General features: G+C 73.2%; 24 protein-coding genes. 9 read left to right on the top strand and 15 right to left on the bottom strand.

Annotation, left to right across the window (positions count from 1 at the left end):
- Nucleotides 1-116: 116 nt before the first annotated feature.
- From O7615_RS26095 to O7615_RS26085, 3 genes are all read left to right on the top strand, one after another.
- A complete protein-coding gene (locus tag O7615_RS26095; RefSeq protein ID WP_278180430.1) occupies nt 117-773 on the top strand; it encodes a response regulator transcription factor in 657 nt (218 codons plus the stop codon).
- A gap of 107 nt (nt 774-880) precedes the next feature.
- Nucleotides 881-2,998: a M14 family zinc carboxypeptidase gene (locus tag O7615_RS26090; protein ID WP_278180429.1), complete on the top strand. Its 2,118-nt coding sequence runs from the start codon at nt 881-883 to the stop codon at nt 2,996-2,998.
- 83 nt (nt 2,999-3,081) lie between these two features.
- Nucleotides 3,082-3,774 carry a fasciclin domain-containing protein gene (locus O7615_RS26085; RefSeq protein WP_278180428.1) on the top strand — a complete coding sequence of 231 codons (693 nt, stop codon included), beginning with the start codon at nt 3,082-3,084 and terminating at the stop codon, nt 3,772-3,774.
- Between the two features lie 79 nt (nt 3,775-3,853).
- Here O7615_RS26085 and O7615_RS26080 read toward each other — a convergent pair whose 3' ends face one another.
- From O7615_RS26080 to O7615_RS26065, 4 genes are all read right to left on the bottom strand, one after another.
- Nucleotides 3,854-5,137, bottom strand: a complete 1,284-nt coding sequence (locus tag O7615_RS26080) for a citrate synthase (RefSeq protein ID WP_278180427.1) — start codon at nt 5,135-5,137, stop codon at nt 3,854-3,856.
- A gap of 243 nt (nt 5,138-5,380) precedes the next feature.
- Nucleotides 5,381-7,450 (bottom strand): sulfatase-like hydrolase/transferase, encoded by a 2,070-nt coding sequence (locus tag O7615_RS26075; protein ID WP_278180426.1) that lies wholly within the window; start codon nt 7,448-7,450, stop codon nt 5,381-5,383.
- The gene (locus tag O7615_RS26070) at nt 7,447-9,015 is read right to left on the bottom strand and encodes a methyltransferase (RefSeq protein WP_278180425.1); all 1,569 of its coding nucleotides are present in this window, start codon (nt 9,013-9,015) and stop codon (nt 7,447-7,449) included. The genes O7615_RS26075 and O7615_RS26070 overlap by 4 nt, the downstream gene beginning before the upstream one ends.
- A gap of 9 nt (nt 9,016-9,024) precedes the next feature.
- Nucleotides 9,025-9,174, bottom strand: a complete 150-nt coding sequence (locus O7615_RS26065) for a hypothetical protein (protein ID WP_155220336.1) — start codon at nt 9,172-9,174, stop codon at nt 9,025-9,027.
- Between the two features lie 195 nt (nt 9,175-9,369).
- Between O7615_RS26065 and O7615_RS26060 the strand changes: the two genes are divergently transcribed.
- A complete protein-coding gene (locus O7615_RS26060; RefSeq protein WP_347405131.1) occupies nt 9,370-9,792 on the top strand; it encodes a VOC family protein in 423 nt (140 codons plus the stop codon).
- Between the two features lie 51 nt (nt 9,793-9,843).
- Here O7615_RS26060 and O7615_RS26055 read toward each other — a convergent pair whose 3' ends face one another.
- The 4 genes from O7615_RS26055 to O7615_RS26040 all read right to left on the bottom strand — a co-directional run bounded on the left by O7615_RS26055 (nt 9,844) and on the right by O7615_RS26040 (nt 13,214).
- Nucleotides 9,844-10,542 carry a helix-turn-helix domain-containing protein gene (locus tag O7615_RS26055; protein ID WP_278182236.1) on the bottom strand — a complete coding sequence of 233 codons (699 nt, stop codon included), beginning with the start codon at nt 10,540-10,542 and terminating at the stop codon, nt 9,844-9,846.
- 104 nt (nt 10,543-10,646) lie between these two features.
- Nucleotides 10,647-12,083: a HAMP domain-containing sensor histidine kinase gene (locus O7615_RS26050; RefSeq protein WP_278182235.1), complete on the bottom strand. Its 1,437-nt coding sequence runs from the start codon at nt 12,081-12,083 to the stop codon at nt 10,647-10,649.
- Between the two features lie 17 nt (nt 12,084-12,100).
- Complete coding sequence (locus O7615_RS26045) at nt 12,101-12,847, bottom strand: response regulator transcription factor (protein ID WP_278180423.1); 747 nt, start codon at nt 12,845-12,847, stop codon at nt 12,101-12,103.
- 91 nt (nt 12,848-12,938) lie between these two features.
- The gene (locus tag O7615_RS26040) at nt 12,939-13,214 is read right to left on the bottom strand and encodes a hypothetical protein (protein WP_278180422.1); all 276 of its coding nucleotides are present in this window, start codon (nt 13,212-13,214) and stop codon (nt 12,939-12,941) included.
- A gap of 114 nt (nt 13,215-13,328) precedes the next feature.
- On the opposite strand from O7615_RS26040, the gene O7615_RS26035 reads away from it, so the two are divergent.
- The 3 genes from O7615_RS26035 to O7615_RS26025 all read left to right on the top strand — a co-directional run bounded on the left by O7615_RS26035 (nt 13,329) and on the right by O7615_RS26025 (nt 15,923).
- Nucleotides 13,329-14,276 (top strand): serine/threonine-protein kinase, encoded by a 948-nt coding sequence (locus O7615_RS26035; protein ID WP_278180421.1) that lies wholly within the window; start codon nt 13,329-13,331, stop codon nt 14,274-14,276.
- Nucleotides 14,277-14,334: 58 nt separating this feature from the next.
- A complete protein-coding gene (locus O7615_RS26030) occupies nt 14,335-14,757 on the top strand; it encodes an OsmC family protein (protein WP_278180420.1) in 423 nt (140 codons plus the stop codon).
- Nucleotides 14,758-15,062: 305 nt separating this feature from the next.
- Nucleotides 15,063-15,923, top strand: coding sequence for a hypothetical protein (locus O7615_RS26025; RefSeq protein ID WP_278180419.1), 861 nt, complete (start codon nt 15,063-15,065; stop codon nt 15,921-15,923).
- Nucleotides 15,924-15,968: 45 nt separating this feature from the next.
- Here the strand turns inward: O7615_RS26025 and O7615_RS26020 are convergent, their stop codons facing one another.
- A complete protein-coding gene (locus O7615_RS26020) occupies nt 15,969-16,415 on the bottom strand; it encodes a response regulator (RefSeq protein WP_278180418.1) in 447 nt (148 codons plus the stop codon).
- 613 nt (nt 16,416-17,028) lie between these two features.
- Here O7615_RS26020 and O7615_RS26015 point away from each other — a divergent pair.
- Entirely contained in the window at nt 17,029-17,220 is a 192-nt protein-coding gene (locus O7615_RS26015; protein ID WP_278180417.1) for a DUF397 domain-containing protein, read from the top strand.
- 226 nt (nt 17,221-17,446) lie between these two features.
- Here the strand turns inward: O7615_RS26015 and O7615_RS26010 are convergent, their stop codons facing one another.
- Nucleotides 17,447-17,737 carry a hypothetical protein gene (locus O7615_RS26010; protein WP_278180416.1) on the bottom strand — a complete coding sequence of 97 codons (291 nt, stop codon included), beginning with the start codon at nt 17,735-17,737 and terminating at the stop codon, nt 17,447-17,449.
- Between the two features lie 214 nt (nt 17,738-17,951).
- Here O7615_RS26010 and O7615_RS26005 point away from each other — a divergent pair, with 214 nt between their 5' ends.
- The gene (locus O7615_RS26005; RefSeq protein ID WP_278180415.1) at nt 17,952-18,899 is read left to right on the top strand and encodes a DUF2267 domain-containing protein; all 948 of its coding nucleotides are present in this window, start codon (nt 17,952-17,954) and stop codon (nt 18,897-18,899) included.
- Nucleotides 18,900-18,960: 61 nt separating this feature from the next.
- On the opposite strand, the gene O7615_RS26000 is transcribed toward O7615_RS26005, so the two are convergent.
- The 5 genes from O7615_RS26000 to O7615_RS25980 all read right to left on the bottom strand — a co-directional run bounded on the left by O7615_RS26000 (nt 18,961) and on the right by O7615_RS25980 (nt 22,833).
- On the bottom strand, nt 18,961-20,262 hold the full coding sequence (locus O7615_RS26000; RefSeq protein WP_278180414.1) for an NAD(P)/FAD-dependent oxidoreductase: 1,302 nt from the start codon (nt 20,260-20,262) through the stop codon (nt 18,961-18,963).
- A 50-nt stretch (nt 20,263-20,312) separates the two neighbouring features.
- Nucleotides 20,313-21,137: a poly-gamma-glutamate hydrolase family protein gene (locus tag O7615_RS25995; protein WP_278180413.1), complete on the bottom strand. Its 825-nt coding sequence runs from the start codon at nt 21,135-21,137 to the stop codon at nt 20,313-20,315.
- Between the two features lie 75 nt (nt 21,138-21,212).
- Nucleotides 21,213-21,488, bottom strand: a complete 276-nt coding sequence (locus tag O7615_RS25990) for a DUF6510 family protein (RefSeq protein ID WP_278180412.1) — start codon at nt 21,486-21,488, stop codon at nt 21,213-21,215.
- A 14-nt stretch (nt 21,489-21,502) separates the two neighbouring features.
- The gene (locus O7615_RS25985; RefSeq protein ID WP_278180411.1) at nt 21,503-22,225 is read right to left on the bottom strand and encodes a ferredoxin reductase; all 723 of its coding nucleotides are present in this window, start codon (nt 22,223-22,225) and stop codon (nt 21,503-21,505) included.
- A gap of 8 nt (nt 22,226-22,233) precedes the next feature.
- Complete coding sequence (locus O7615_RS25980) at nt 22,234-22,833, bottom strand: sulfite oxidase-like oxidoreductase (RefSeq protein WP_278180410.1); 600 nt, start codon at nt 22,831-22,833, stop codon at nt 22,234-22,236.
- Between the last annotated feature and the right edge of the window lie 16 nt (nt 22,834-22,849).

Genomic DNA, 22,849 nt, shown 5'->3' with positions numbered 1-22,849 from the left:
GCCCGTTCGGGCAGGTCATTCTGTCGTTACGATCTTGTATCCGCACTGGTGACCGCCGCTTAACATCCGACACACTCGCAGGCATCCGGCGGCGGTGAGGTGCGAGGAGGGCGCGGGTGCGGGTGCTCCTGGTGGAAGACGACCTGCGCGTCTCGGCGGGCCTCGCGTCGGCGCTGCGGCGGCGGGGGCACGACGTGGTCCAGGCGGTGACGGCCGCCGAGGCGGTCGAGGCCGACCCGGTCGACCTCATCCTGCTCGACATGAACCTGCCCGACCGCGACGGTCTCGAGGTGTGCCGCCGGATCCGCCAGCACGACGAGGGTGTCGCGATCATCGCGGTGACAGCCCGCGTCGAGGAGCACGACCGGGTGGCCGGGCTGCGCGCGGGCGCGGACGACTACGTGGTCAAGCCGTTCTCGATGGTCGAACTACAGGCGCGCATCGAGGCGGTGATGCGCCGCACCGCGCGTACCGCCCGACCGCTGTCGACGTTGCAGGTCGGCGCCCTGCGCATCGATGTGGACGCCCGGCGGGTCTGGCTGGGCGAGCGCGAGGTCGGCCTGTCGCGCAAGGAGTTCGACCTGCTGGTGGCGCTGGCCCGGCAGGCGGGCACGGTGGTGGCCCGGGACCGGCTGCAACTGGAGGTCTGGCAGACCACCTGGGCGACCCGGCACAATCTCGACGTGCACGTCGCGGCGCTGCGCGGCAAGCTGGACGACGCCGGCCTGGTGGAGACGGTACGCGGCGTCGGCTACCGGCTGCGGGCCGGCTGAGCCGCCAACCTCAGATCATCCTCAAGAATCCCAGCTCGCGGCCCCGTCGCCGGCCGGGTGCGGGTGTGCTGTGCGTACCCAGCCATCCCTCCTGTTTGGAGATCCCCTTGAGATACAGACGGACAACGGCCGGTGTCTTCTCCGCCCTGCTCGCCGTCACCCTCGCGGCGACCGCGCAACCCGTGCCGGCGAGCGGGCAGCTCGCCACCATCGCGCAGGTGGAGCCGAACCAGGTGCAGGGCCTCACGGCCGTGCAGGGCGACGGGTACGCCACCCTGGCCTGGACCCCGGTCGCCGGGGCCACCGACTACGAGATCGAGCGCACTCCCGTCGCCGACGACGACACCGCCACCGGGAATTCGGTGACCGTCGGTGTCTGGCGGCCGAACCGTCAGATCAACACCTCCGCGCCGACCTTCGCCGACGCCGGCTTCGCCCCCGGCAACCGGTTCCAGTGGCGGGTCCGGGCCCGCTTCGACGGCGCCGCGCAGCCGTACTCGGCCCCGGTCAGCGGCACCACCCGGGGGCACTGGGGCGACCCGGACGCGCCCGGTGCGGGCCTGCGCACCCAGTGGGAGACCACGCTGGGCGCGCAGTACACCAGCGACGTCAACGAGTACGCCTACACCGCGGCGGTCGACGCGCTGAGCGAGCGGGTACGCGTGGTGGAGATCGGCCGCACCGTCAACGACCGGCCGATCAACATGTTCGTCATCGGCTACCCCACCCCGCCGGCCACCCCGGAGGCGGTGGCCGCGACGCACCCGCTGGTGGTCAACTGCAACGTGCACGGCAACGAGCCGGGTGACCGCGAGGCGTGCCTCATCATGGCCCGGCAGCTGGCGTTCACCGACGACGCCGCCACGCTCGACCGGCTGTCGACGACCACCATGCTGATCGTGCCGACGATCAACGGGGACGGCCGGGCGGCCAACACCCGGGGCAACTCCACCGGGCAGGACCTCAACCGGGACTACTCCCTGATCCGCCAGCCGGAGACGCAGGCCTTCGTGGAGATGGTCCGCGACTACCGGCCGGTGGCCAGCTACGACGGCCACGAGTACGGCAACGCCAACACCGGTGACCTGCCGATGCTGCCGCCGCGACACCAGAACGTGGCCCAGGGGATCTTCGATGAGTCACAGCACATGATCGAGGGCCACATGTACACCCAGGGCGCCAGGGACGGCTGGTGGGCCTGCCCGTACGGCTGCACCGGTGCCAACGTCGGCCTGGGTGAGGAGACCATCCTGCGCAACACCCTCGGCCTGAAGAACGTGGTCAACTCGCTGCTGGAGCTGCGCAGCTCCGGCGGACCGACCCGGCCGGACGAGGGCAACACGGCCAACAACCGCCGGCGCAAGACGTACTCGGCACTGTGGACGTTCCACCAGTTCCTCGCGTACCACCGGGCGAGCGTCGGCGACATCACCGCGGCCCGCGCCGAGGCGATCAGGTTCCAGTCCGCGAACACCGGCCGGATCGTCTTCCGGGGCTCCCGCCCGATCGAGGCGTATCCCGCGCCGCACCCGGGTGACACCCCGCCGCCGCTGGATGCCCCGGCGGCCGACCAGATCCTGGCGCAGCCGCCGTGCGCGTACAAGCTGACCGAGGAGCAGTACCACGGTGCCCGCACCGACGGCCCGACCGGCCGGCAGACCACCGTGGCGCAGCGACTCGCGGCGCACGGCTGGAAGGTGATCAAGGTTGCCGGCGGGTACCTCGTACCGCTGTCCCAGCCGGAGCGGGGTCTGGTGCCGCTGCTGCTCGACGGGCAGGCCGCCGAGGGCCTGGTCGCCGGCGAGCGGATCGCGCCGACGCTGACCGGCACCCACAACGGCCCGCTGACGGTCTCCGGGGTGGCCTGCCTCGCCGGTGCCACCGTCCGGGGCCCGGTCCGGGTCCAGCCCGGCGCCACGCTGATCGTCAACGGCGGAACGATCAACGGCCCGGTGGACGCCAGCGGCGCGGCCGGGTTCGTGCTGACCGCGGGCACGGTCAGCGGTCCGGTGAACGTCACCGGCACCACCGGTCCGGTCCTGCTGGTCGGCAACCGGATCAGCGGCCCGGTCAACGTGGTCAACAACGCGGGCGCCGCCCCGCTGGTGGCCGGCAACACCGTCAACGGCCCGCTGGGCTGCACCGGCAACGCCGCCGCGCCGGTCGACCTGGAGGTCGCCAACTCGGTCAGCGGTCCGACGTTCGGCCAGTGCGTACGCCGGTGAGCCGCTGAGCCCCGCCCCTCTGGTGCCGGCGGGCCGGATCCGCGCCCGGCCCGCCGGCACCCCCACCCGGAGTGGAGAAGACCGTGACCAACACACCTGCGGCCGCGACGCGTCCGTCCCGGCGCCTCCTGCCGGTTGCCGGCGCGGCCCTGGCCGCCCTGCTGCTCGTGGTGCTCGCCAGCAGCGGCGGCAGCGGCAGCGGTGACGGTGGCGCGGGGGCGGTCGACGCCGCGCCGGCCGCGGTCACCGTGACCGGGCCGCTGTGCGACCTGCTGCCGGCGGGCAGCGAACCGGGCAACCCCAGCTCGCTCGCCGGCCAACCCGCCGACCAGGCCCTACAGTGGATCCCCGTGCTCACCACCTTCGAGGCTGCGGTACGCGCCACCGGCCTGGCCGACGAGCTGACCCGGGGGGTGACCATCCTGGCCCCCACCGACGACGCGTTCGTCGCCATGTTCTCCCGGACCAACCTCGACGAACTGCTCCTGCGGGACACCGACGTGCTGCGCGACCTGCTGCGCGATCATCTCGTCACCGGAGTGCTGCCGGTGTCCGAGCTGATCGCCGCCGGCACGGTGACCACCGTCGCCGGCACCACTCTCACCGTCACCGGCCGCACTGTCACCGGTCGGGGGCAGACCGCCCGCGTCGACGAGGCCGAGACGGTCTGCGCCGACTACCAGGCGGTCGACGCCCGCATCCACGTCATCGACCAGGTGCTCGGCGACCTGCCCAGCACGGCGGGCGAGGACGACGACGGGCACCCGGCGCACTGACCGCCAATCCCCGCGTACAGCGACGGCCGTCGACCGGAGGTGTCCGGTCGACGGCCGTCGTCGGGTGAGGTGTTACCGGTCAGCGCTGTGCGGCGGGGTGGTAGTCCCGCTCGGCGGCGCCGGTGTAGACCTGCCGCGGGCGGCCGATCTTGGTCTCCGGGTCGTTGATCATCTCGCGCCACTGGGCGATCCAGCCAGGCAACCGCCCGAGGGCGAACAGCACCGTGAACATCTTCGTCGGGAAGCCCATGGCCTTGTAGATCAGGCCGGTGTAGAAGTCCACGTTCGGGTAGAGCCGCCGGGAGACGAAGAAGTCGTCGGCCAGCGCGATCTCCTCCAGCTGCATCGCGATGTCCAGCAGCGGGTCCGGCTTGGCCATCCGGCCGAGCACGTCCTGCGCCGCGTTCTTCACGATCGCGGCCCGCGGGTCGTAGTTCTTGTAGACCCGGTGGCCGAAGCCCATCAGCTTGACGCCGTCCTGCTTGTCCTTCACCTTGCGGACGAAGGACTGCACGTCGTCGCCGTCGGCCTGGATCCGCTCCAGCATCTCCAGCACCGCCTGGTTGGCGCCGCCGTGCAGCGGACCGAACAGCGCGTTGACCCCGGCCGAGACCGAGGCGAACAGGTTGGCGTTGCTGGAGCCCACCAGCCGGACGGTCGAGGTGGAGCAGTTCTGCTCGTGGTCGGCGTGCAGCACGAGGAGCATGTCCAGCACGCGGGCCACCACCGGGTCGACCTCGTACGGCTCCGCCGGCACGCCGAAGGTCATCCGCAGGAAGTTCTCCACGTAGCCCAGCGAGTTGTCCGGGTACAGCAGTGGCTGCCCGATGGACTTCTTGTAGGCGTACGAGGCGATGGTCGGGACCTTCGCCATCAGCCGGACCGTGGACATCTCCACGTGCTCGGCGTCGAAGGGATCGAGGCTGTCCTGGTAGAAGGTGGAGATGGCGCTGACGGCCGAGGAGAGCACGGCCATCGGGTGCGCGTCCCGGGGGAAGCCGTCGAAGAACCGGCGCATCTCCTCGTGCAGCAGCGAGTGCCGGCGGATCCGCTCGGTGAACGCGGCCAGCTGGTCCGTGGTCGGCAACTCACCGTAGATCAGCAGGTAGGAGACCTCCAGGAAGGAGCTCTTCTCGGCCAGCTGCTCGATGGGGTAGCCCCGGTAACGCAGGATGCCCGCGTCGCCGTCGATGTAGGTGATCGCGGACGAACAGGCGGCGGTGTTGACGAACCCGGGGTCGTACGTCGTCATCCCGGTTTCCTTCAGCAGCTTGCCCACACCGACTCCGGCGGGGCCCTCGACCGCGGAATGTACCGGCATCGACAGCTGCCCGCCGGGGTGATCGAGCTTGACTTCCGTCATGTGGTTCCTCGCTTCGCCGGCAGATCTACGTTGAATTGCCTTCGCTTCTACCGTAATTGCGGTTGCGGCGACACCGCCCCTCGTGGTTCAGCGGTGAGGTCTGCGTCACCCGATTCCCGACCCGGGAGCTGGGAAACCCCGACGAGCGGGACGTACGGGCACGGAGAACACACAGAGGGTGCAAGCACTCCGGGGCGCGCGGCACTGGCCGGCGGCGCTGTCCACCGGCTCAGGAAAGACGCGTCAGGAGATCGTCAGGTGGCGCAGGCCGCCGCCGGCCTCGACCAGGTACAGGTCGAGCCGGTTGGCGCCGGCGTGGAAGAGCCGGTCGTCGGCGAGCAGCGCGGCGAAGCGCCGGCCGCCCGGGTCCGGGGCGACCACCGGCACCACCGCCGCGACGGTGCCGTTGACGGCCACCGCCAGCTCGGTGCCGTCGGCGACCTGGTCGGGCACGGTGCCCCAGATCATGCCGGGCAGCAGGCCCTCGTCGGGATCGACGTGGCGGAAGGCGTCCAGCCCGCCGACCCGGGCGTCGCCACCGGGCGGCGCGTCGCCCACGGTGGTGCCGACCAGCGGATGCGGGGCCGCCGGTGGCGGCGCGGCGGGCACGCCGCCGGTGATCGGCATCGGTTGCGACGGACGGTCGTAGAAGACCTTGCCGGCGTTGGTACGGGGTGCCTGCCGGGCGGAGCTGCCGTCGACCCGCCAGGGCAGCCGGATGGCCGCCTCGTCGGCGATGGTCGGCAGCAGGTCGACGTGTTCCCAGTTGCGGTCGTCGATCTGCCCGCTGCGTTGACCCGGCGTCTTGACGAACAGCGGCACCCAGGCGACCTGGTCGGCGGCGGCCCGGATGGCATCCTCGCCGCGCCCCTGCACGCCCTTGGTGAAGCTGACCCCGTGGTCGGCGGTGACCACCACGAGCGCCTGGTCCCACAGGCCGGTGGCCCGCAGCGTACGCATCGTCTCGCCGATCAGCCGGTCGGTGTAGCCGAGCTGGGCGAGGTGACGGGCGCGGGCCAGGTCCACCCAGCCGTCGCCCTCGTTGGGGAAGTCCTCCGGCGCCTCGTAGCGCGCCCCCGACGGCAGGTACGCCCACGGCGAGTGCGGCATCAGCAGGTGCAGGAAGTGCAGCGTCGGCCGCTGCGACGGGGTCAGGCCGTTGAGGAAGCTGGTGAACCGGGCCGGCTGGTTGACGTTGAGGCTGTCCCAGCGGAACTTCGGATCGGTCGGCACCGGCTCGGCGGCGTCAATGCCGGCCTCCTCGGCGGTTTGCTCGCGGTAGGAGTCCTCCGGATCGATCCGGCTGTCGTGCGGCGCGGTCACCTGGCGCAGCAGCCGGCCCGTCTCGCGGGCCAGCACCCCCATGCCCTGCTCCGGGGTGACCGGCTGCTCGCAGCGGCTCGGCGGGCAGAGCCGGGTGATGCTCTCCTCGGCGCGGATGTCGTACAGCCCGCCGAGGGCGGTGAAGAGGTTGTCCGGGTAGTGCGAGTAGTGCGGGGCGAACGGCTCCGCCGGGTAGCGGCCGGTCAGCATCGCCGGCAACGCGTACGGCGTCCAACCGCTCACGCCGGTCGCGTTGCGGTACCAGGTCGAGGCGGCCGCCAGCTCGGCGAAGTGCGGGAACCGGTCGGCGTCGACGGCACCCGCCCGATCGAGCAGGGAGACCAGCGGAAGCTCGTCCAGGATCAGCATGACCACCGGCGGGTGCAGGCTTCCGGTGGCCGTACCGGCCACGCCGCCGTCGCCGCGCGGCAGCACCACGGGACCGGTCGGCGAGGCGAACAGGAACAGCCCGACGAAGACCAGCGGTCCGGCGGCGGCCAGGCGCAGCACCCGGCCCGGGGCCCGCCACCGCCGGTCCGCGGCGATCCCGGCGGCACCGACCACCCCGGCCACCAGCAGCAGCGGTACGCCCCGCAGCGGCGTGGTGTGCCGGCCGACCTGCACCGCCAGCGCGGCCGCCAGCAGGCCCAGGGTCAGGCTGTGGGTGACCGTCCGGACCGCCCGCCCGGGGAGGCCGGCGAGCAGGCCGACCAGGCCGAGTGCCGCCGTCGGCAGCACCGCGACCAGGGCCACCAGCAGCAGGATCTCGCCCCGGTCGGCTCGGTGGAACAGGAAGAAGTCCGGGCTGCGACCGAGGATGTCCAGCAACGGCTGGGTGATCACCAGCCCGACCAGCGCGGTGACCTCCAGCAGCCGGCCGGCCTCGGTCCGCCAGCCGCCCCACCCCCACGCCCACCGCCACCGCCACCGGCCTCGACGGTCCGTTTCGTCGACGGCCGCGCCGGGATCGGCGGTGGGCAGCTCGGTCACGGAATGACCACCCGGTACAGGGTCCGGGTGCCCGAGGGCAGCTCCAGCCGGTCCTGGACGGTGCCCGTGGCGGCGAGCAGCGCCTCGAAGGCGTCCCGCCGGTAGTCGGGGAAGATGCCGTCGGGCTTGTTGGCCAGCAGCCGGGCGGCCATCGGGTCGTCCGGGTGGACGAACTCCACCACCAGCCGGCCGCCAGGCGCGACGAAGCCGGCGAGGCAGGCCACCACCTCCGGCAGCGGCACGTTGCGGCCGATCGCCAGGTGGTGCACCAGCGCCAGGGCGAGCACCGTGTCCGCGCTGGCCCGGGTGGCGAACGAGGCCCGCTCGACACCGCGCCAGCCGCCGCCGGGGGACGGGTCGGCCAGGTCCATCACCAGCGGCAGCACCCGCCGTTCCGCCTCGCCCCGCAGGGTGCGGTACAGCCGGTCGACCACCGCCGGGTCCTGCTCGACGGCGACCACGTAGTCGGCGTGCCGGGCGGCGAGGCGGGCGTACCGTCCGTCGTTGGCGCCCAGGTCGAGCACCAGCCGCCGCCGGCCGGCGGCGGCCAGCGCGGCGGTGACGAACCGCTCCTTGCCCGCCCGGTCGTCGCCGGAGTAGCCGCAGGTCTGTTGGTAGTCGACCCAGTGGGTGGGCGGTGACTGATGCTCCAGGCGCCGGACCAGCTTCTCCATCCCGCGTACGGTGGCCAGCGCCAGCTCGCGGGTGTAGCCGGCGGCCCGCAGCTGCGCGCGCACGTCGGCGGTGCTGGTCGCGGCGTTGCGTCGCTGCACGCTGCCGTGCAGATGGACGTGGGTGAGCACGCCGGGCAGCAGCCGGCGCACGCCCTTGAACAGCGGGCCCATCTGGTCCGGCTCGATGCCGTCGACCTGTGCGCGCAGCCAGGGCTGGAACGCCAGCCCCAGATGGGCGCCGAGCATCAGCGGGTAGAGCAACGTCTGGCAGAACTGCCGGTAGCCGGCCCACGGCTCACCGTCGCGCAGCGGGGTGAAGGACCCGACGTCGATGAAGACCGGCTCGGTGCCACGCCACTGGAGGTTGTACGCCGAGCCGTCCTTGGTGGTGAAGCCCGCCGGCAGGGCCGCCCGGAGGATCTCCAGGTGCAGCAGCGCGGCGTCGCGCAGCATGGCGAAGGACCACTCGTACGGGTGCGAGATGAACGGGACGCGTTCGTGGCGCAGCACCGCCGCCCAGCCCGACGGGGCCGGACCCGCCGGCAGCTCGTGCCGCGCCGGTCCCGGCAGCTCCTCGGTGCCGCAGACCTTGCCGGCGGCGAGCAGCGGCGGGAAGAAGCTGCTTCCCGCCAGGGCGCGCCACTGTGCCGCGGCCGTCTGGTCGAGCGCGCGCAGCACGTCATCGCCAGCGTGGAACACCCGGTTCGCCGGGTCACGGAACGAGCCCGGCTCCGGGCGCGGGTCGGCGCCGGACTCCGGGCGCGCATCGGCGCCCGGCTCTGCGCGTGGGTCGGTGCCGGGCTTCGGGCGCGGATCGGCGCCGGGCTCTGGGCGTGGGTCGGTGCCGGGCGAGGCAGGTCGCGGTGACCGGCCCAGGTCCGGGATCGTCATCGCGGGCGGTCAGCTCTGGTCGGTGGGCTGGCGGCGGAACCGGCTGACGAGTCTGCGCCAGTAGAGCTTGGCCGCCACCGCGACGCCGGCGATCCCGCCGACCACCGCCTGCACGATCAGGCTGCCGGATCCCGCGTCCAGGTAGGCCAGGTGGTTCACCGACCGCTCCTTCCCTCGCCGTCACGACACCGGCATCAGCCACCGTTACTCGCATTTCGGATTTAAGCGGTGTAGCCGGACTTATGCCACCGTACGCTGCTCACTGCTGCCTGTCGGGCACAAACGCCCACTTCCCCGCGTCCGTTTCGTTCAAGACGGACGACTCCGGACGGCCCTAGCCTCACGGTCATGACCCTGACGCCACACCTCGACCTGATCGGCCTGGTCGCCGCCGACATGGCCCGCACGCTGGACTTCTACCGCCGGCTGGGACTCGACATCCCGGCCGGTGCGGAGCGGGAGCCGCACGTGGAGGTGACCCTGCCCGGCGGCCTCCGGCTTGCCTGGGACGACGTCGCGACCGTGCGCTCCTTCGACCCGGAATGGACCCCGCCGGTCGGCGGCCATCGGGCGGCGCTGGCCTTCCGCTGCGCCAGCCCGGCCGAGGTCGACCGCTGGTACGCCGAGCTGACCGCCGAGGGCCACCACGGCCACCTCCCGCCCTGGGACGCGCCCTGGGGCCAGCGCTACGCCGTCCTGCACGACCCCGACCACACCCCCGTCGACCTCTTCGCCCCCCTCCCGTCCCCCTCGCCCTCCCCCCAGTCACCTGGTTGATCATGAAGTTGTTGCCCCGACACGCCGGCCGGGACGACAACAACTTCATGATCAAGGGGGTGAGGGAGGTGGGAGGAGGGGGGTGGGGGGTAGGCCGGTGAGGGCTCTCGTGTCGCGGGTGAGGTGGGCCTGGTCGGCGTAGCCGGTACGGGCGGCCACCTCGGCCAGCGGCACGCCGCTGCGGGCCAGGGCGAGCGCCCGGCGCAGCCGCAGGATCCGGGCGAGGGTCTTCGGGCCGTACCCGAACAGGTGCCGGCTGCGCCGCAGCAGCGCGCGCGGGTCGAGGCCGACCTCGGCGGCGGTCGCGCCCACCGTGGCGCCGGCGGCCAGCGCGGCGGCCACCCGGGCACCGAGCGGATCCGGGCCGCCGGCGTCCCGCAGCCGGCCCGCCACCACCTCGACCAGCACGGCCTCGGCGTCCGACCCGGCCCGGTCGGCGAGCGCCGCGACGGCCCGGTCGCCCCACAACGCCCCCAGGGGTACGCGCTGGTCGCGCAGTTCCACCGCGGGAACGCCGAGCACCGCCGGGCCGACCCCGGGCGGCAGCCGGAGCCCGACCCACCGCTCCCCCGGCGCGCTGGTGGACAGGAACGCGGTGCGGTCCGGCCCGGCGACCAGCAGCCCGGCCCGGCTGGACCAGAGCAGGTCGAGACAGCCGTCGGGAAGCACCCGGGTGGGCGCGGGACGGTCCGGCGCGGTGCTGGTCCACACCGTCGCACCCGCAACCCCGGCCGGTCGTTCCCGATACACCCACACCCCCACCCCACCCACCCTCCCTCTCACCCACCCCTCACTGCCGTTGATCATGAGGTTAGCGGCAGTTTTGGAGATCAGAGTCGCCGCTAACCTCATGATCAAACCGGGTGGGTGGGATCCGGCAGCCGGACGGTGAACACGGTACGGCCGGGGCGGGTGTCGAGCGAGACGGTGCCGTGGTGCGCCTCCACCACGGCGGCGACGATGGCCAGGCCGAGTCCGGTGCTGCCGTGCGCCCGGGAACGGGAGCTGTCGCCCCGGGCGAACCGTTCGAAGACCTCGGGGCGCAGCTCGGGCGGCACGCCGGGGCCGTCGTCGGTGACGCTCAGCTCGACGGCGCCGTCGGCCAGCCGCAGGCGGGTGGTGACGGTGCTGCCGGACGGGGTGTGCACCCGCGCGTTGGCCAGCAGGTTCGCCAGCACCTGGTGCAGCCGGGCGGGGTCGCCGGGGACGCGGATCACCGCCTCGGGCAGGTCCAGCCGCCAGCGGTGTTCCGGGCCGGCCACGTGCGCGTCGCTGACCGCGTCCACCACCAGCGCGCTCAGGTCGACCGGCTCGACCGCGAGGGGGCGGCCGGCGTCCAGCCGGGCCAGCAGCAGCAGGTCGTCGACGAGACTGGTCATCCGGGTGCTCTCCGACTCGACCCGGCGCAGCGCGTGCGCCACGTCGGGCGGGACGCGGTCCCGGCCGCGGCGCGCCACCTCGGCGTAGCCGCGGATCGCGGCCAGCGGCGTACGCAGTTCGTGGCTGGCGTCGGCGACGAACTGGCGTACCCGCGTCTCGCTGGCCTGCCGGGCGGCGAGCGCGGCGGCGACGTGCCCGAGCATCCGGTTGAGCGCCGAGCCGACCTGGCCGACCTCGGTACGCGGATCGGTGTCGGCGGCCGGCACCCGCTCGGAGAGCGCCACCTCGCCCCGGTCCAGGGGCAGTTCGCTGACCCGGGCGGCGGTGGCCGCGACGCGGCGCAACGGGCGCAGGGTGGCCCGGACGATCAGCGCACCGGCACCGCCGGCCACCAGCAACCCGGCGGCGGTCACCCCGGCCTGCGCGGCCACCAGCCACCAGACGGTCTCCTGCACCCCGGACAGCGGCACGCCCAGCACCCGCACGGTCCCGGCGGCGGACTGCCGGGCCACCAGCCGGTAGCTGCCCCGGTCGCCGAGGCCGAGGCTGTGCGGGCGGCCGTCGACGGGCACCTCGACCAGCGCGGCGACCTCGTCGAGCGGTACCGCCTGTTCCTGGCGGGCGACCAGCGTCCACGCCTCGGTGACCCGGCCGTCGACGATCTGCGCGCTGATCGTGCCGGCCGGGAAGCCGCGCGGCACCCGGACGTCGCCCCACGGCCCGTTGCCCGGCCCCGGCTCCCACGGGGCGCTCGGCCGGCCGCCTGGGCTGAAGAGCAGCTGCTGGTCCACCCGGGAGATCAGGAACTGCCGCAGCGCGGCCGTGGTGATCGCGCCGACGGCCAGGCTGACCACGGCGAGCAGGGCGACCAGGATGACCACCAGCCGGGTCCGCAGCGACCAGCCCGCCAGCCACCGGCGCACCGCGCTCACTCCGCCGGCTTGAGCAGGTACCCGGCCCCGCGCAGCGTGTGGATCATCGGCGGGCGACCGGCGTCGATCTTCTTCCGCAGGTACGAGATGTACAGCTCGACCACGTTGGCCTGGCCGCCGAAGTCGTAGTTCCACACCCGGTCGAGGATCTGTGCCTTGCTCAGCACCCGGCGGGGATTGCGCATCAGATACCGCAGCAGCTCGAACTCGGTGGCGGTGAGGGTGATCAGCTGCCCGGCCCGGCGCACCTCGTGGCTGTCCTCGTCCATGCTCAGGTCGCCGACGGTCAGCACCGCGTCCGGGCGGGTGGCGACGGCGAAGCCGGAGCGGCGCAGCAGCGCCCGCAGCCGCGCGATGACCTCCTCCAGGCTGAACGGCTTGGTGACGTAGTCGTCGCCGCCCACGGTCAGCCCGGCGACGCGCTCCTCCACCGCGTCCCGGGCGGTCAGGAAGAGCACCGGCACGGCGGCATTGTCCGCCCGCAGCTTGCGCAGCACCTGGAAGCCGTCCAGGTCGGGCAGCATCACGTCGAGCACCACCGCATCGGGCTGGAACTGCCGGGCGGCGCGTACCGCGGCCGTCCCGTCGCCCGCCGTGCGCACCTGCCAGCCCTCGTACCGCAGCGCCATCGACAGCAGGTCGGTCAGGGTCGGCTCGTCGTCGACGACCAGGACCCGGACCGGCTCGCCGTCGGGTCGGCGCAGCTCCACGCGGCCCGATCCGACCGCTCCCTCGCTCATCACGGTTGCCAGGGTGGTGCGGCGCACTGTGTCCCGTCTGTGCGGATCCTGTGCGCCAGCTGGGCGGCGGTCCCGCTCCCGGCCGGGCCGGACATCACTCGGTCACACCGACCGGGTCGGTACGGACGAAGCGCATGGACCAGACCCCGGTCGCGTCGGGCCGTTGCCGGGCGTAGAGATGGTCCGCGGCGGGCGTGGCCGCCGCCTGCGGCCGGCGCAGCACCCACAGTCGCGGCGGAGCGCCGTCCGGGCCGGCCGGTAACGACCGGACCAGGTCGTCGGCCGGTCCACCGACGAAACGTACGGTCACCTCACTCATCACCCGCTCCGCCTCCAGCCCGCCCGGCAGGTCGGGCGTCCCGGCTCGCACGGTAACGCACCGGCCGCCGTCGGAGGCCGGTTTGCCCTGATCGGAGGCGGGGTACCGTGCCGACGCCACGGGCACGCGGGCCGGGGTGAGCACCACGAGGGTAGGGAGCGGTCGATGCGTACGCTGGACGGGAGGTACCGGCTCGAACAGCGGATCGGCATCGGCGGGATGTCGGAGGTCTGGCGAGCGCACGACGCGGTGCTGGACCGACCGGTCGCGGTGAAGCTGGTATCGCCCGGCCAGCCGGACGGCGTGGCGTCGGTGGAGCGCATCCGCGCCGAGGCCCGTTCCGCGGCCCGTCTCGTCCATCCCAACGTCGCCAGCGTCCACGACTTCGGCACCTGCGACACGGCGCCGGGGCGCGCGCTGCCGTACATCGTGATGGAGCTGGCCGAGGGGCGGACGCTCGCCACCCACCTGCGCGCCGGGCCGCTGGACTGGCGCATCGCGGTGCGCGTCTGCGCGGAGGTGGGCGCGGCGCTGGCCGCCGCACACGCGCACGGGATCGTGCACCGCGACATCAAGCCGGCCAACGTGATGCTCACCCCGGCCGGGGTGAAGGTGCTCGACTTCGGCATCGCCACGCCGGCCGGCGCCATCGACACCGCACCGGACGGCCTGCTGGTCGGTACGCCCGCGTACCTGGCGCCGGAGCAACTGCACCGGGCTCCGGCAACCCCGGCGGCCGACATCTACGCCCTCGGGGTGCTGCTCTACCGCTGCCTGGCCGGGCGCCTGCCGTACCTGGCGGACAGCGTCACCCAGCTGCTCGACGCGCAGGGACGCCAGCCTCCGCAGCCGCTGCCTGAACTGCCCGGGCTGCCCGCCGAGGTGGCCGACCTGTGCCGCCGCTGCCTCGCCGAGGATCCGGCGCGACGGCCGAGCAGCCTGGTGGCCGCGCTGCTGCTCGGCGAGGCGGTGGACGCCCGGGTGTACGTGCCGATGCACGAGCCGCTCATGCCACGGCAGCGGCCGGCGGCGGTGAGCCCGTGGACGGACCGGGCGGCGGCCGAGGTCACCGAGGCGGCGCGCGGCGTCCAGTGGAGCCGGCAGGGCGGCTGATCCCGGTTTCACCCGATCGGGCGCGGGTAGCCGGGCGGGGAGTGACGGGAGGAACGCGATGCCGAGTTCCTGGTTGAACGAGGTTGCCGCCGCGACCGCCGAGGGCGGTCACATCCACACCGACGACGAGGCGCTGTCATCCGCCCTCGCCTCGCCGTTGGCGCCGCACTGCACCGGGCTCACCCCGTCGCAGCTGCTCGCCGCCGCCTTCGCGTCCTGCCTGCACCACGCGGCGGTCGAGGCGGCCGGTGGGATCACCGACGAGGCGCACACCGTGCAGGTACGCGCGGAGGCGAAGCTCGGCCGCGACGACGACGGCCGCTACCGGGCCGACGTGCACGCCTCGATCTCCTCGGTGGGCCTGACCCGGCAGCAGCTCGCCGAACTGGTCGAGCACGCCGACCAGCTGTGGCCCTTCTCCAGCGGGGGCGGTAGCCGGCACCGGCTCACCGTCACCCCGGCCGAGAACGGCCGGCACTGAGCCGCCGGGCCGGGCGGCGCTGCCGGCGCCGGGATGGCCCGACCGCCCCAACGGGCGACGCGGTCGGGCGGACCCGGGGTCGCCCGTTCGGGGGAGGCGCGCGCCGCGACACATCGAGCCCCACAAGATCACCGTTTCGTACGGCTTTGCCCGCCCGTTTACGACATTTACGGAATTACGGATAGGGGATTTCCGTCCGTTAAAGAATGACTCGCGGAGAATCACCAGATGAATAGCCGCGAATTGTGACGCATGCCACCAACCGACCCGGTGGCATGCGGCCGCTGTCTTTCTAGCCTCGGCGGGTGCATCCCGACGACCAGACCGACCAGCAGCTGACCCCCCAGCAACCGGCGATCCCTTCGGCCGACGCCACATCATCCGAAAGGCTGACAGGCCGGCACCGCGCAGCGGTGGCCCCGCGCAGCGTCCGCGCCCTGCTGACCTCCACTCCCCTACGGGTGGCCCTGGCCACCGGCGTGGCCTGCTGCCTCGGCGCCGCGGCCGTCGTGGCGACCAGGGACGACGACGAGCCACCACCGTCGCTGCCGACCGAGGCGGTGGCCGACCGCGCCCTCGCCGCCCAGGACGAGATCGCGTCCCGCTCCCTCGACCGCAGCCCCTCCCCCACCCCGGCCAGCCCCAGCCCGACCGCTTCACCGACCGCATCGCCGACCGCCAAGGCGTCGGCCAGCCCCAAGCCGAAGAAGACCCCCACCAAGCCGCCGCGCCCCAAGCCGGTGGCCGGCCTGACCCAGGCCCAGATGGACAACGCCAAGGTGATCGTGGACGTCGGCGTCGACATGGAGATCCCCCGCCAGGGTCTGGTGATCGCCGTCGCCACCGCGATGCAGGAGAGCACCCTGCTCAACTACGCCAGCGGCGTGCTGCCCGAGTCGCAGAACTACCCCCACCAGGCCATCGGCTGGGACCACGACTCGGTCGGGCTGTTCCAGCAGCGCCCCAGCAGCGGCTGGGGCACCGTACGCGACCTGATGCGTCCCGCGTACGCGTCCCGCGCCTTCTACGAGGCGCTGCTCGAAGTGCCCGGCTGGCGGCAGATGAGCCTGACCCTGGCCGCCCAGGCCGTGCAGATCTCCGCCTACCCGTACGCCTACGCCCAGCACGAGGAGCGGGCCGCCACCATCGTGGCCGCGCTGACCTGACCCGCGACGCGGTGGTGGACCCCGGGGCGGGGTCGGCCGGGCGGGTCAGGCCCGCTTGGGCAGCACGACCACGCGACCGAAAAACTCGTCGATGCGGTGGACCACGTCGTTGAAGTCGTCCAGGTCGATCGGCTTGGTGACGTACGCGTTGGCCTGAAGCGTGTAGCTGCTGATGATGTCGGTGTCCGCGTTCGACGTGGTCAACACGACGATCGGGATGGTCCGCAGGTCCTCGTCGCTCTTCACCTCGCCCAGCACCTGCCGCCCGTCCATCCGGGGCATGTTCAGGTCGAGCAGGATCACGTCCGGGCGCTGGGCGTCGCCGTGCCGGCCCTCACGGCGCAGGAACTCCATCGCCTCCTGGCCGTCGCCGACCACGTCGATGACCTTCTCGACGTCCGAGGTCGACAGGGCTTCCTCGATCATGAGCACGTCGCCCGGGTCGTCGTCCACGACAAGGATGCGAACCGGAGTGAGGGTGCGTGCGCCCATCATTACCTGCCTCAGCTCGGCCAGGACGGAACCCACGGTCCCGCGCTGGCGGAAATCTAGCCCATGCCCGGCCGGCCGGTGCCCGCCGGGTCCGCGACGTCAGATCCGGATGCTTGCCGCTCGGCAAGTATAGGGCGGCCGATGGCCTGCCGGACTGTACGCCCCCTGTCGCGGGGACCACCCTCCCGTCGCCAACAGGGCCGCCCGCCCGGCCGCAGGTGACCCGTCCCCGGGCGCGGCAGGGGGATGGCCGCAGCGACCGGGGGCGGGTGTCTTACTTCGAGGGGTGCACGGGAACCCAGTCCGTGAAGCGATGGTGAAGGTCCGCCGGAGGGGTGCCGCACTCCAGTTCGGCAAGCTGCTCGGCGGCCTCTTCGCGCAGGCCCACCAGGTAGACCATCAGCGCGGCCAGGCGGCCCTTGTACTCGGCCAGCAGACGCAGCTTCGCCGGTGAGCACGGCCAGGCTGCCGCCTACCTGGACACGCAGCTCTACGGGCAGGTGGCGTCCGAACCGGGCGATCTCGTCGCCCTTCTCGCGGCGTGGGAGAATGTGCGCGGGGCCGCGCTACCACACCAGCAGTCGATACAACTCATAAGGGATGTGGCAGAGACATGGACCTGACCGGCGCCAGGTGGCGGAAGAACAGCCGCAGCGGCGCGAGCGGCGGTAACTGCGTCGAGGTCGCCGACAACCTGCCCGGCGTCGTCGGCGTCCGGGACAGCAAGGACCCGACCGGCCCGGCGCTGACCTTCGGCCCCGCTGCCTGGCGGACCTTCGTCGCCCAGCTCGCCGAGCGCGCCTGACCCAGACGCGCGAGAGCGCCCACCCCTCACCCCACCCCTCTCACGCCACCCTCGCCCCACCCCGCTGCGCCGATCATGCACTTGTGGTCGCCCTTATGCGAGGGATGCCCGCTTTACGGCGACCATAAGTGCATGATCGCGGGAGCGGGAGCGGGGGTGCCCGTACCGCTAGACCGACGGGGTGGCCCCCGACCCTGGGACCAGGGGTCGGGGGCCGGAGAAAGGCTCAGGTCACCGGGATGGGCTTCGGGTGGTCGGGACGCGGTGTCGACTCCGCGTCCTCGGGAGGCCCCGAATCGGGAGTCTTGAACAGATAGCGGACGAACTCCGCGACCGTCCCGTCGTCCCCGGGCCACTGCCCGGCGCAGTCGACGCCGATCACCTCGCGGCCCGTGCCGTCGGCCTCCTCCACCAGCGCCCACAGGCTCACCGCGTAGCAGCGGGTGCTCTCGGGGTCCAGGCGCCACCGGGCGTACCAGCCGGGTCGTGCGGGGACGATCTCGACTATCCGCTTCATCACGACCTTCCCTTCCGCCGTACCTCGGAAGATCTTCGGTCCACCGCGATCGTCGGCCCCGCCCGGGTGACCGCCCCTCACCCCGGCCGGATGAAGCCTCGCCGCCGGCACCGAACGGCCCGCCGGCCGCGCCCGAGCGATCGTTTCGCTCCCGGTAGCGGCGGGAAGGCCATCGACGAAGCCCGCGAAACAGCAGCGGAAGCGAGGTGTCACCATGCGCAAGCAGATGGAGGGCGACAACCAACGTCGCCGGGCGCTGGCCCGTCAGGCCCGGGAGCGCGGCATGCCGGCCGCCGACGCCGGTGCCAGCCTGAGCGCGACCAAGCAACCCGCCCATCTCGACCAGAACAGGCGGGCCGGCCCGCCGCCGGCCGGTCCCGCTCCCCCGCCGGCCGGCATCCCGCAGCGCCCCCGGCCCCGGCCGGAGCCGGGCGTCGAGGCGCCGGGGGTCACCACCATGGGCTACCGCGACCTGGTCGAGGATGTCGTCCGCCGCGCGGGCGTCGACTTCCCCACCGCCAAGGTCGGGGTGGAGTCGACGGTGCTCGTCCTGGCTCGCGCCCTGGAGGTCGGCGAACGTCGGCGGCTGCTGGAGGCCGTCCCCGCCTCGCTGCACGACGTGGTCCCGGTCGACGGGATCGAGCGGCGCCAGGACCTCGGCGGATTCCTGGCCGAGGTGGGCCGGATCAGCGGCCGCAGCCCCGAGCAGGCCCGCTACCAGGCCGAGGCGACCCTCGCCGCGCTCGCCGAACACGATAGTGACCTGGTCGAATCGCTGCACGTACCGGACCAGTTGCGGGAGCTGCTGAACCCGCCGGCGGTCGGCGGCGGCGTGGTCGGCGCGAGCAGCGCCACGCCCACGCTCTCGGACGCGGAGCTACGCGCGGCCCTCGACGAGTTGCCCTACTGGTCCGGTGACGGCAGCGCGCTGTCACGGACCGTCGAGCTGCCGCCGGGCAACCTCGACCGGGTCCTGGACCGGCTCGATCAGCTCCGTGACCAGAACGGCCGTGGCCCACGGATCGGTCGGGCCGACCCGAGCACCGCCGTACTGACCGTCACCAGCAGCAATGCCGGTGCGGTGACCGCGATGGACATCGACCTGGCCCGTGCGGTCGACGACGCGATCGACGAGGCCGGCGCCGGGATGGCCGCCGGCTGAGGGTCACCGGCCGGCTGCCCGTCGGCCCGCGCGGGCCCCACCGCGCGGGCCGGCCGCGCGGTCAGCGGGCCCGCGCCGGGATCTCGGGTGAGGAACTCTCCAGCGGTACGGCGTTGGCGGCGATCAGGCCGAGCTGTGCCGCCGAACGGGGCAGTGCGGCGTCGAGGAGCCAGTCCGCGCTCACCCGGGCCCGGTTACCGGGCATCGCGAGCAGGTGATAGCCACGGGTGACCGCCTTCGCCGGCAGGCCGGACAGCGGCACCTTGAGCGGGTTCGCCGCCGCCTGCTTGCCGCCCAGGTCGACCACCCACCCGAGGTCGTGATGCTTGTACGGCCGACGGCGCCCCTGCCCGTAGGAGGCGGCGATGTTGTGCGCGGCGAGCTTGCCCTGCCGCTGGGCGTGCTGGGCGGTCATCGTGCAGATCTCGCCCGCCCGGGCCAGGTCGGGCACGGCGGCGGCATCGCCGCAGGCGTACACCTCCGGGAAACCGGGGACGTTGAGGTACTCGTCGACGACCAACCGCCCCTTCTCGGTCCGCAGGCCCAGTTCCGCCACGAAGGGGTCGGGCCGTACGCCGACGCACCAGACCAGGGAACAGGTGGGCACGTACTCGCCGTCGGTGAGCTTGACCCCGTCGGAGGTGGCGACCGCCACCGAGGTGCCCATCCGGACATCCACCCCGCGCCGGCGCAGCACCCGGTCGGCGGTGACGGACATCCGTCGATCCAGCTCCGGCAGCACCCGGGGCGCGACGTCCAGCAGCATCCACCTCGGGCGGGCCTTCAGCCGGGGACGCTGGGCGGCCAGCTCGTCGGTGAACAACTTGCCGTGCGCGGCCACCTCGGTACCGGTGTAGCCGGCACCCACCACCACGAACGTGGCCCGGGCCTGCTGCTCGGCCGGGTCCTCGGCCTGCTCGGCCAACTCGATCTGCCGGACCACGTGGTCGTGCAGGTAGAGCGCCTCGGGCAGACCACGGAAGCCGTGCGCGTACTCGGTCACGCCGGGGATGGGCAGCAGCTTGTTGACGCTGCCGACCGCGAGGATCAACCGGTCGTACGCCAGCCGGTTGCGCTCCCCCTCCGGCTGGGTGAAGCCGACCCACCGGTTCTGCAGGTCCACGCTGTCGGCCTCACCGATGACCACCCGTACGCCGTCCAGCGTGCCGGTCAGCGGCACCGCGATCCGGCCCGGCTCCACCACCCCCGCGGCCACCTCGGGCAGCAGCGGCAGGTAGAGGAAGTAGTCGGTCGAGTTCAGCAGGACGATCTCGGCCCGGTCGCGGGCCAGCCGGCGCAACGTCTTCGCCGCGTGGTACCCGGCGAACCCGGCCCCCACGATCACCACACGAGGCTTCGTCATGCCGGGCCGGTTCCCGTCCCGGGCCACGGCAAACGTGACACCGGGAACCGTCACCCGGCCCCGCGGCGGGCCAACGCGGCACGCGTGGCGGTGACGAAGCTCCAGAACGGCGGCAGGGTGGTGTGCCGCCGCTGTGCCCGGGTGTTGGTGCCGAACATGGCGTTGCGCAGCGGCGTGCTCAGCTCCAGTTGGGCGCCCTGCTGGGACAGCGTCCGGTTGACGATGTTCCTCGGCTGGACGCCGGCCAGGGCCGCCAGGGCGGGAGTGGTCGGGGCGTCCAGGGCCAGGACGCCGATCGCGGCGTACTCCTGCCGGAGGTAGGTCCGCAGGACGGCGTCGAGCCCGCCTACGGCGACCGCCTGCGCGGTGTCGGGCAGGCCGAGCTGGCCGGCGGTGCAGCCGTGCAGGGAGACCGCGTACCGGGCGCCGCCGCAGAACGACTCCGCCTGCGGGTCGTCACATCCGGTCGAGGTCACGTGCAGCTCGCCGTTGTTGGCGGCGCGCAGCCCCTCGAACATCCAGTAGTCGTACGTCGCGCCGGTCGGGGTGAGCGTGGCCGGGTGGTAGCCGGCGACCGCGAGGCCGAGCTCGGAGGTGCCCACCTCGATGCCGCCGCCGTGCGGCGCGATCACGACGGTGTTCGGGAAGCCCACGACGCCGGCCAGATCGTCGTCGAGCGCGCCGTGCCGCCGGAACCGCCGGGCGTAGTCCACGCCCTCGGTCAGCGTCGGGCTCGCGTACAGCTCGCTGTTGGTCTGGTAGAGGTCGTCCGGGGCCGCGACGGCCGGTCGCGGCGCCACCGCGACCAGGGCCGGCGCCCCGACGGCCGCGCCGGCCAGAGCGGTCAACATCGTCCGTCGCCCGATTCCCGTCATCGCCGCCCCTCCGTCAGTCGAAGGACGACAGTAGCCACTCCGCCGCGACGGGAGGGGCCCGCCGGACAAGTCGGGCTATCGGTCGGGCGGCATCGGGAACTGGAGGAAGGTGGCGCCCCGCAGGTCGAGCCAGGCGCGGTCGGGCGCCCGGACCAGCCGCAGCAGCACCTCGGCGCAGTTCGGGCAGCGCCCCACCAGACCGGGCGTGTGCGAGTAGACCCGCAGCCCGGCCACCGGCCCCGGGGTGCCGCAGTGGGCGCATCGGGCGGTGGCGGTACTCAGGTCGACCGCGAACACCTCCCCCAACGGGCCGTCGAGCATGTTGCCGTCCACGTACGGCAGCGGGTTCATCCGCGGGCCTCCTCTCAGCCGGTCGGGCCGAAGCGTTCGGTACGCACCCGCCGGGCCGGGTGGCCCAGCCCGACGAGCAGATCGGAGACGGTCTCCACGAAACCGGTGGGCCCGCAGACGTACACCAGCGGCTCCAACTCCGGCGGCCAGCCGTGCGTGTTGACGTCGGCGAGGCCGAGCCGGTGCGGTCCGCCGCGCCACCCCTCGGGCGCCTCACGGGTGTAGACGTACGCCACGTCGAGACCGGCGTCGTCGCGGACCCGGTTCCGCAGTTCGTCGACGTAGAAGACGTCGGCGGGAGTGCGGACGGAGTAGATCAGCCGGAAGGGCGCCCGGCTGCCGGCCGCCCGCCGTGCCCGGATCATGGCCATCAACGGCACCACCCCCGAGCCGCCGGCCACCAGCAGCACCGGGTCGGTCTGTTGCGGCCGCCAGACGAACCAGCCGCCGATCGGTCCGCGTACCTCGACCGGGTCGCCCTCGCGGTAACCCTCGACCAGGAACGGCGACACCTCACCGTCGGGCACCCGCTGGACGGACACCTCGATCCGGTCGCCGTCGGCGGGCGCGGCCAGCGAGTACGACCGGGCGGCCTGGTACCCGTCGGTCGCGGTCAATCGGATGTCGACGTGCTGGCCGGGCAGGTGGGCCGGCCAGCCGGGCACCTCCAGCACCAGGGTCTGCGCGGTCGGTGTCTCCACCCGGCGGTCCACCAGCCGGGCCGGCTGCCAGCCCATCCGCCCGCTCAATCGCCCTGGTACCGCTGCTCACGCCACGGGTCACCGTAGTCGTGGTAGCCGGCGGTCTCCCAGAAGCCGGGGGTGTCCTCGACGGTCAGCTGGATGCCGCGCACCCACTTGGCGGACTTCCAGAAGTACAGGTGGGGCACCAGCAGCCGGGCCGGGCCGCCGTGCTCGGCGGGCAGGTCGTCGCCGTCGAAGGTGTGCACCAGCCAGGCCCGCCCGTCGCGCAGGTCGTCCAGGGGCAGGTTGGTGGAGTAGCCGCCGTACGAGTGGGCCAGCGCGTAGTCGGCCGCGCTGTCCACGCCGTCGAGCAGGGTGTCCAGGGACACCCCCCGCCAGGTGGTGCCCAGCTTCGACCACCGGGTGACGCAGTGGATGTCGACCGTCGGGGTCTCCTGCGGCAGCGCCATCATCTCGTCCCAGCTCCACCGGTACTCCGTGCCGGTCTCGGTGCTGATCACGAACTCCCACTGGTCACGCGGCACCCTCGGGGTCGGGCCGGCGGAGAGGACGGGAAAGTCGGGGGTGAGGTACTGCCCCGGGGGCAGGTCCGGCGCCCCGGAGCGTGGCCGGCCCTCGAAGCCCGGCGTGACGATACCCACCGCTCAGTCGTACCAC

The sequence above is a fragment of the Micromonospora sp. WMMD1082 genome, from assembly GCF_029626175.1.
Classification (GTDB): Bacteria; Actinomycetota; Actinomycetes; order Mycobacteriales; family Micromonosporaceae; genus Micromonospora.
Note: the sequence above shows the minus strand (reverse complement) of the source record. Positions and strands in the feature narration are given on the sequence as shown.

Excerpts from the sequence above, each read along its gene's own strand:
- O7615_RS26080 (WP_278180427.1), bottom strand. The coding sequence starts at position 5,137 with ATGACGGAAGTCAAGCTCGATCACCCCGGCGGGCAGCTGTCGATGCCG.
- O7615_RS26070 (WP_278180425.1), bottom strand. The coding sequence starts at position 9,015 with ATGACGATCCCGGACCTGGGCCGGTCACCGCGACCTGCCTCGCCCGGC.
- O7615_RS26035 (WP_278180421.1), top strand. The coding sequence starts at position 13,329 with ATGCGTACGCTGGACGGGAGGTACCGGCTCGAACAGCGGATCGGCATC.
- O7615_RS26030 (WP_278180420.1), top strand. The coding sequence starts at position 14,335 with ATGCCGAGTTCCTGGTTGAACGAGGTTGCCGCCGCGACCGCCGAGGGC.
- O7615_RS26020 (WP_278180418.1), bottom strand. The coding sequence starts at position 16,415 with ATGGGCGCACGCACCCTCACTCCGGTTCGCATCCTTGTCGTGGACGAC.
- O7615_RS26015 (WP_278180417.1), top strand. The coding sequence starts at position 17,029 with ATGGACCTGACCGGCGCCAGGTGGCGGAAGAACAGCCGCAGCGGCGCG.
- O7615_RS26010 (WP_278180416.1), bottom strand. The coding sequence starts at position 17,737 with ATGAAGCGGATAGTCGAGATCGTCCCCGCACGACCCGGCTGGTACGCC.
- O7615_RS26005 (WP_278180415.1), top strand. The coding sequence starts at position 17,952 with ATGCGCAAGCAGATGGAGGGCGACAACCAACGTCGCCGGGCGCTGGCC.
- O7615_RS26000 (WP_278180414.1), bottom strand. The coding sequence starts at position 20,262 with ATGACGAAGCCTCGTGTGGTGATCGTGGGGGCCGGGTTCGCCGGGTAC.
- O7615_RS25995 (WP_278180413.1), bottom strand. The coding sequence starts at position 21,137 with ATGACGGGAATCGGGCGACGGACGATGTTGACCGCTCTGGCCGGCGCG.
- O7615_RS25990 (WP_278180412.1), bottom strand. The coding sequence starts at position 21,488 with ATGAACCCGCTGCCGTACGTGGACGGCAACATGCTCGACGGCCCGTTG.
- O7615_RS25985 (WP_278180411.1), bottom strand. The coding sequence starts at position 22,225 with ATGGGCTGGCAGCCGGCCCGGCTGGTGGACCGCCGGGTGGAGACACCG.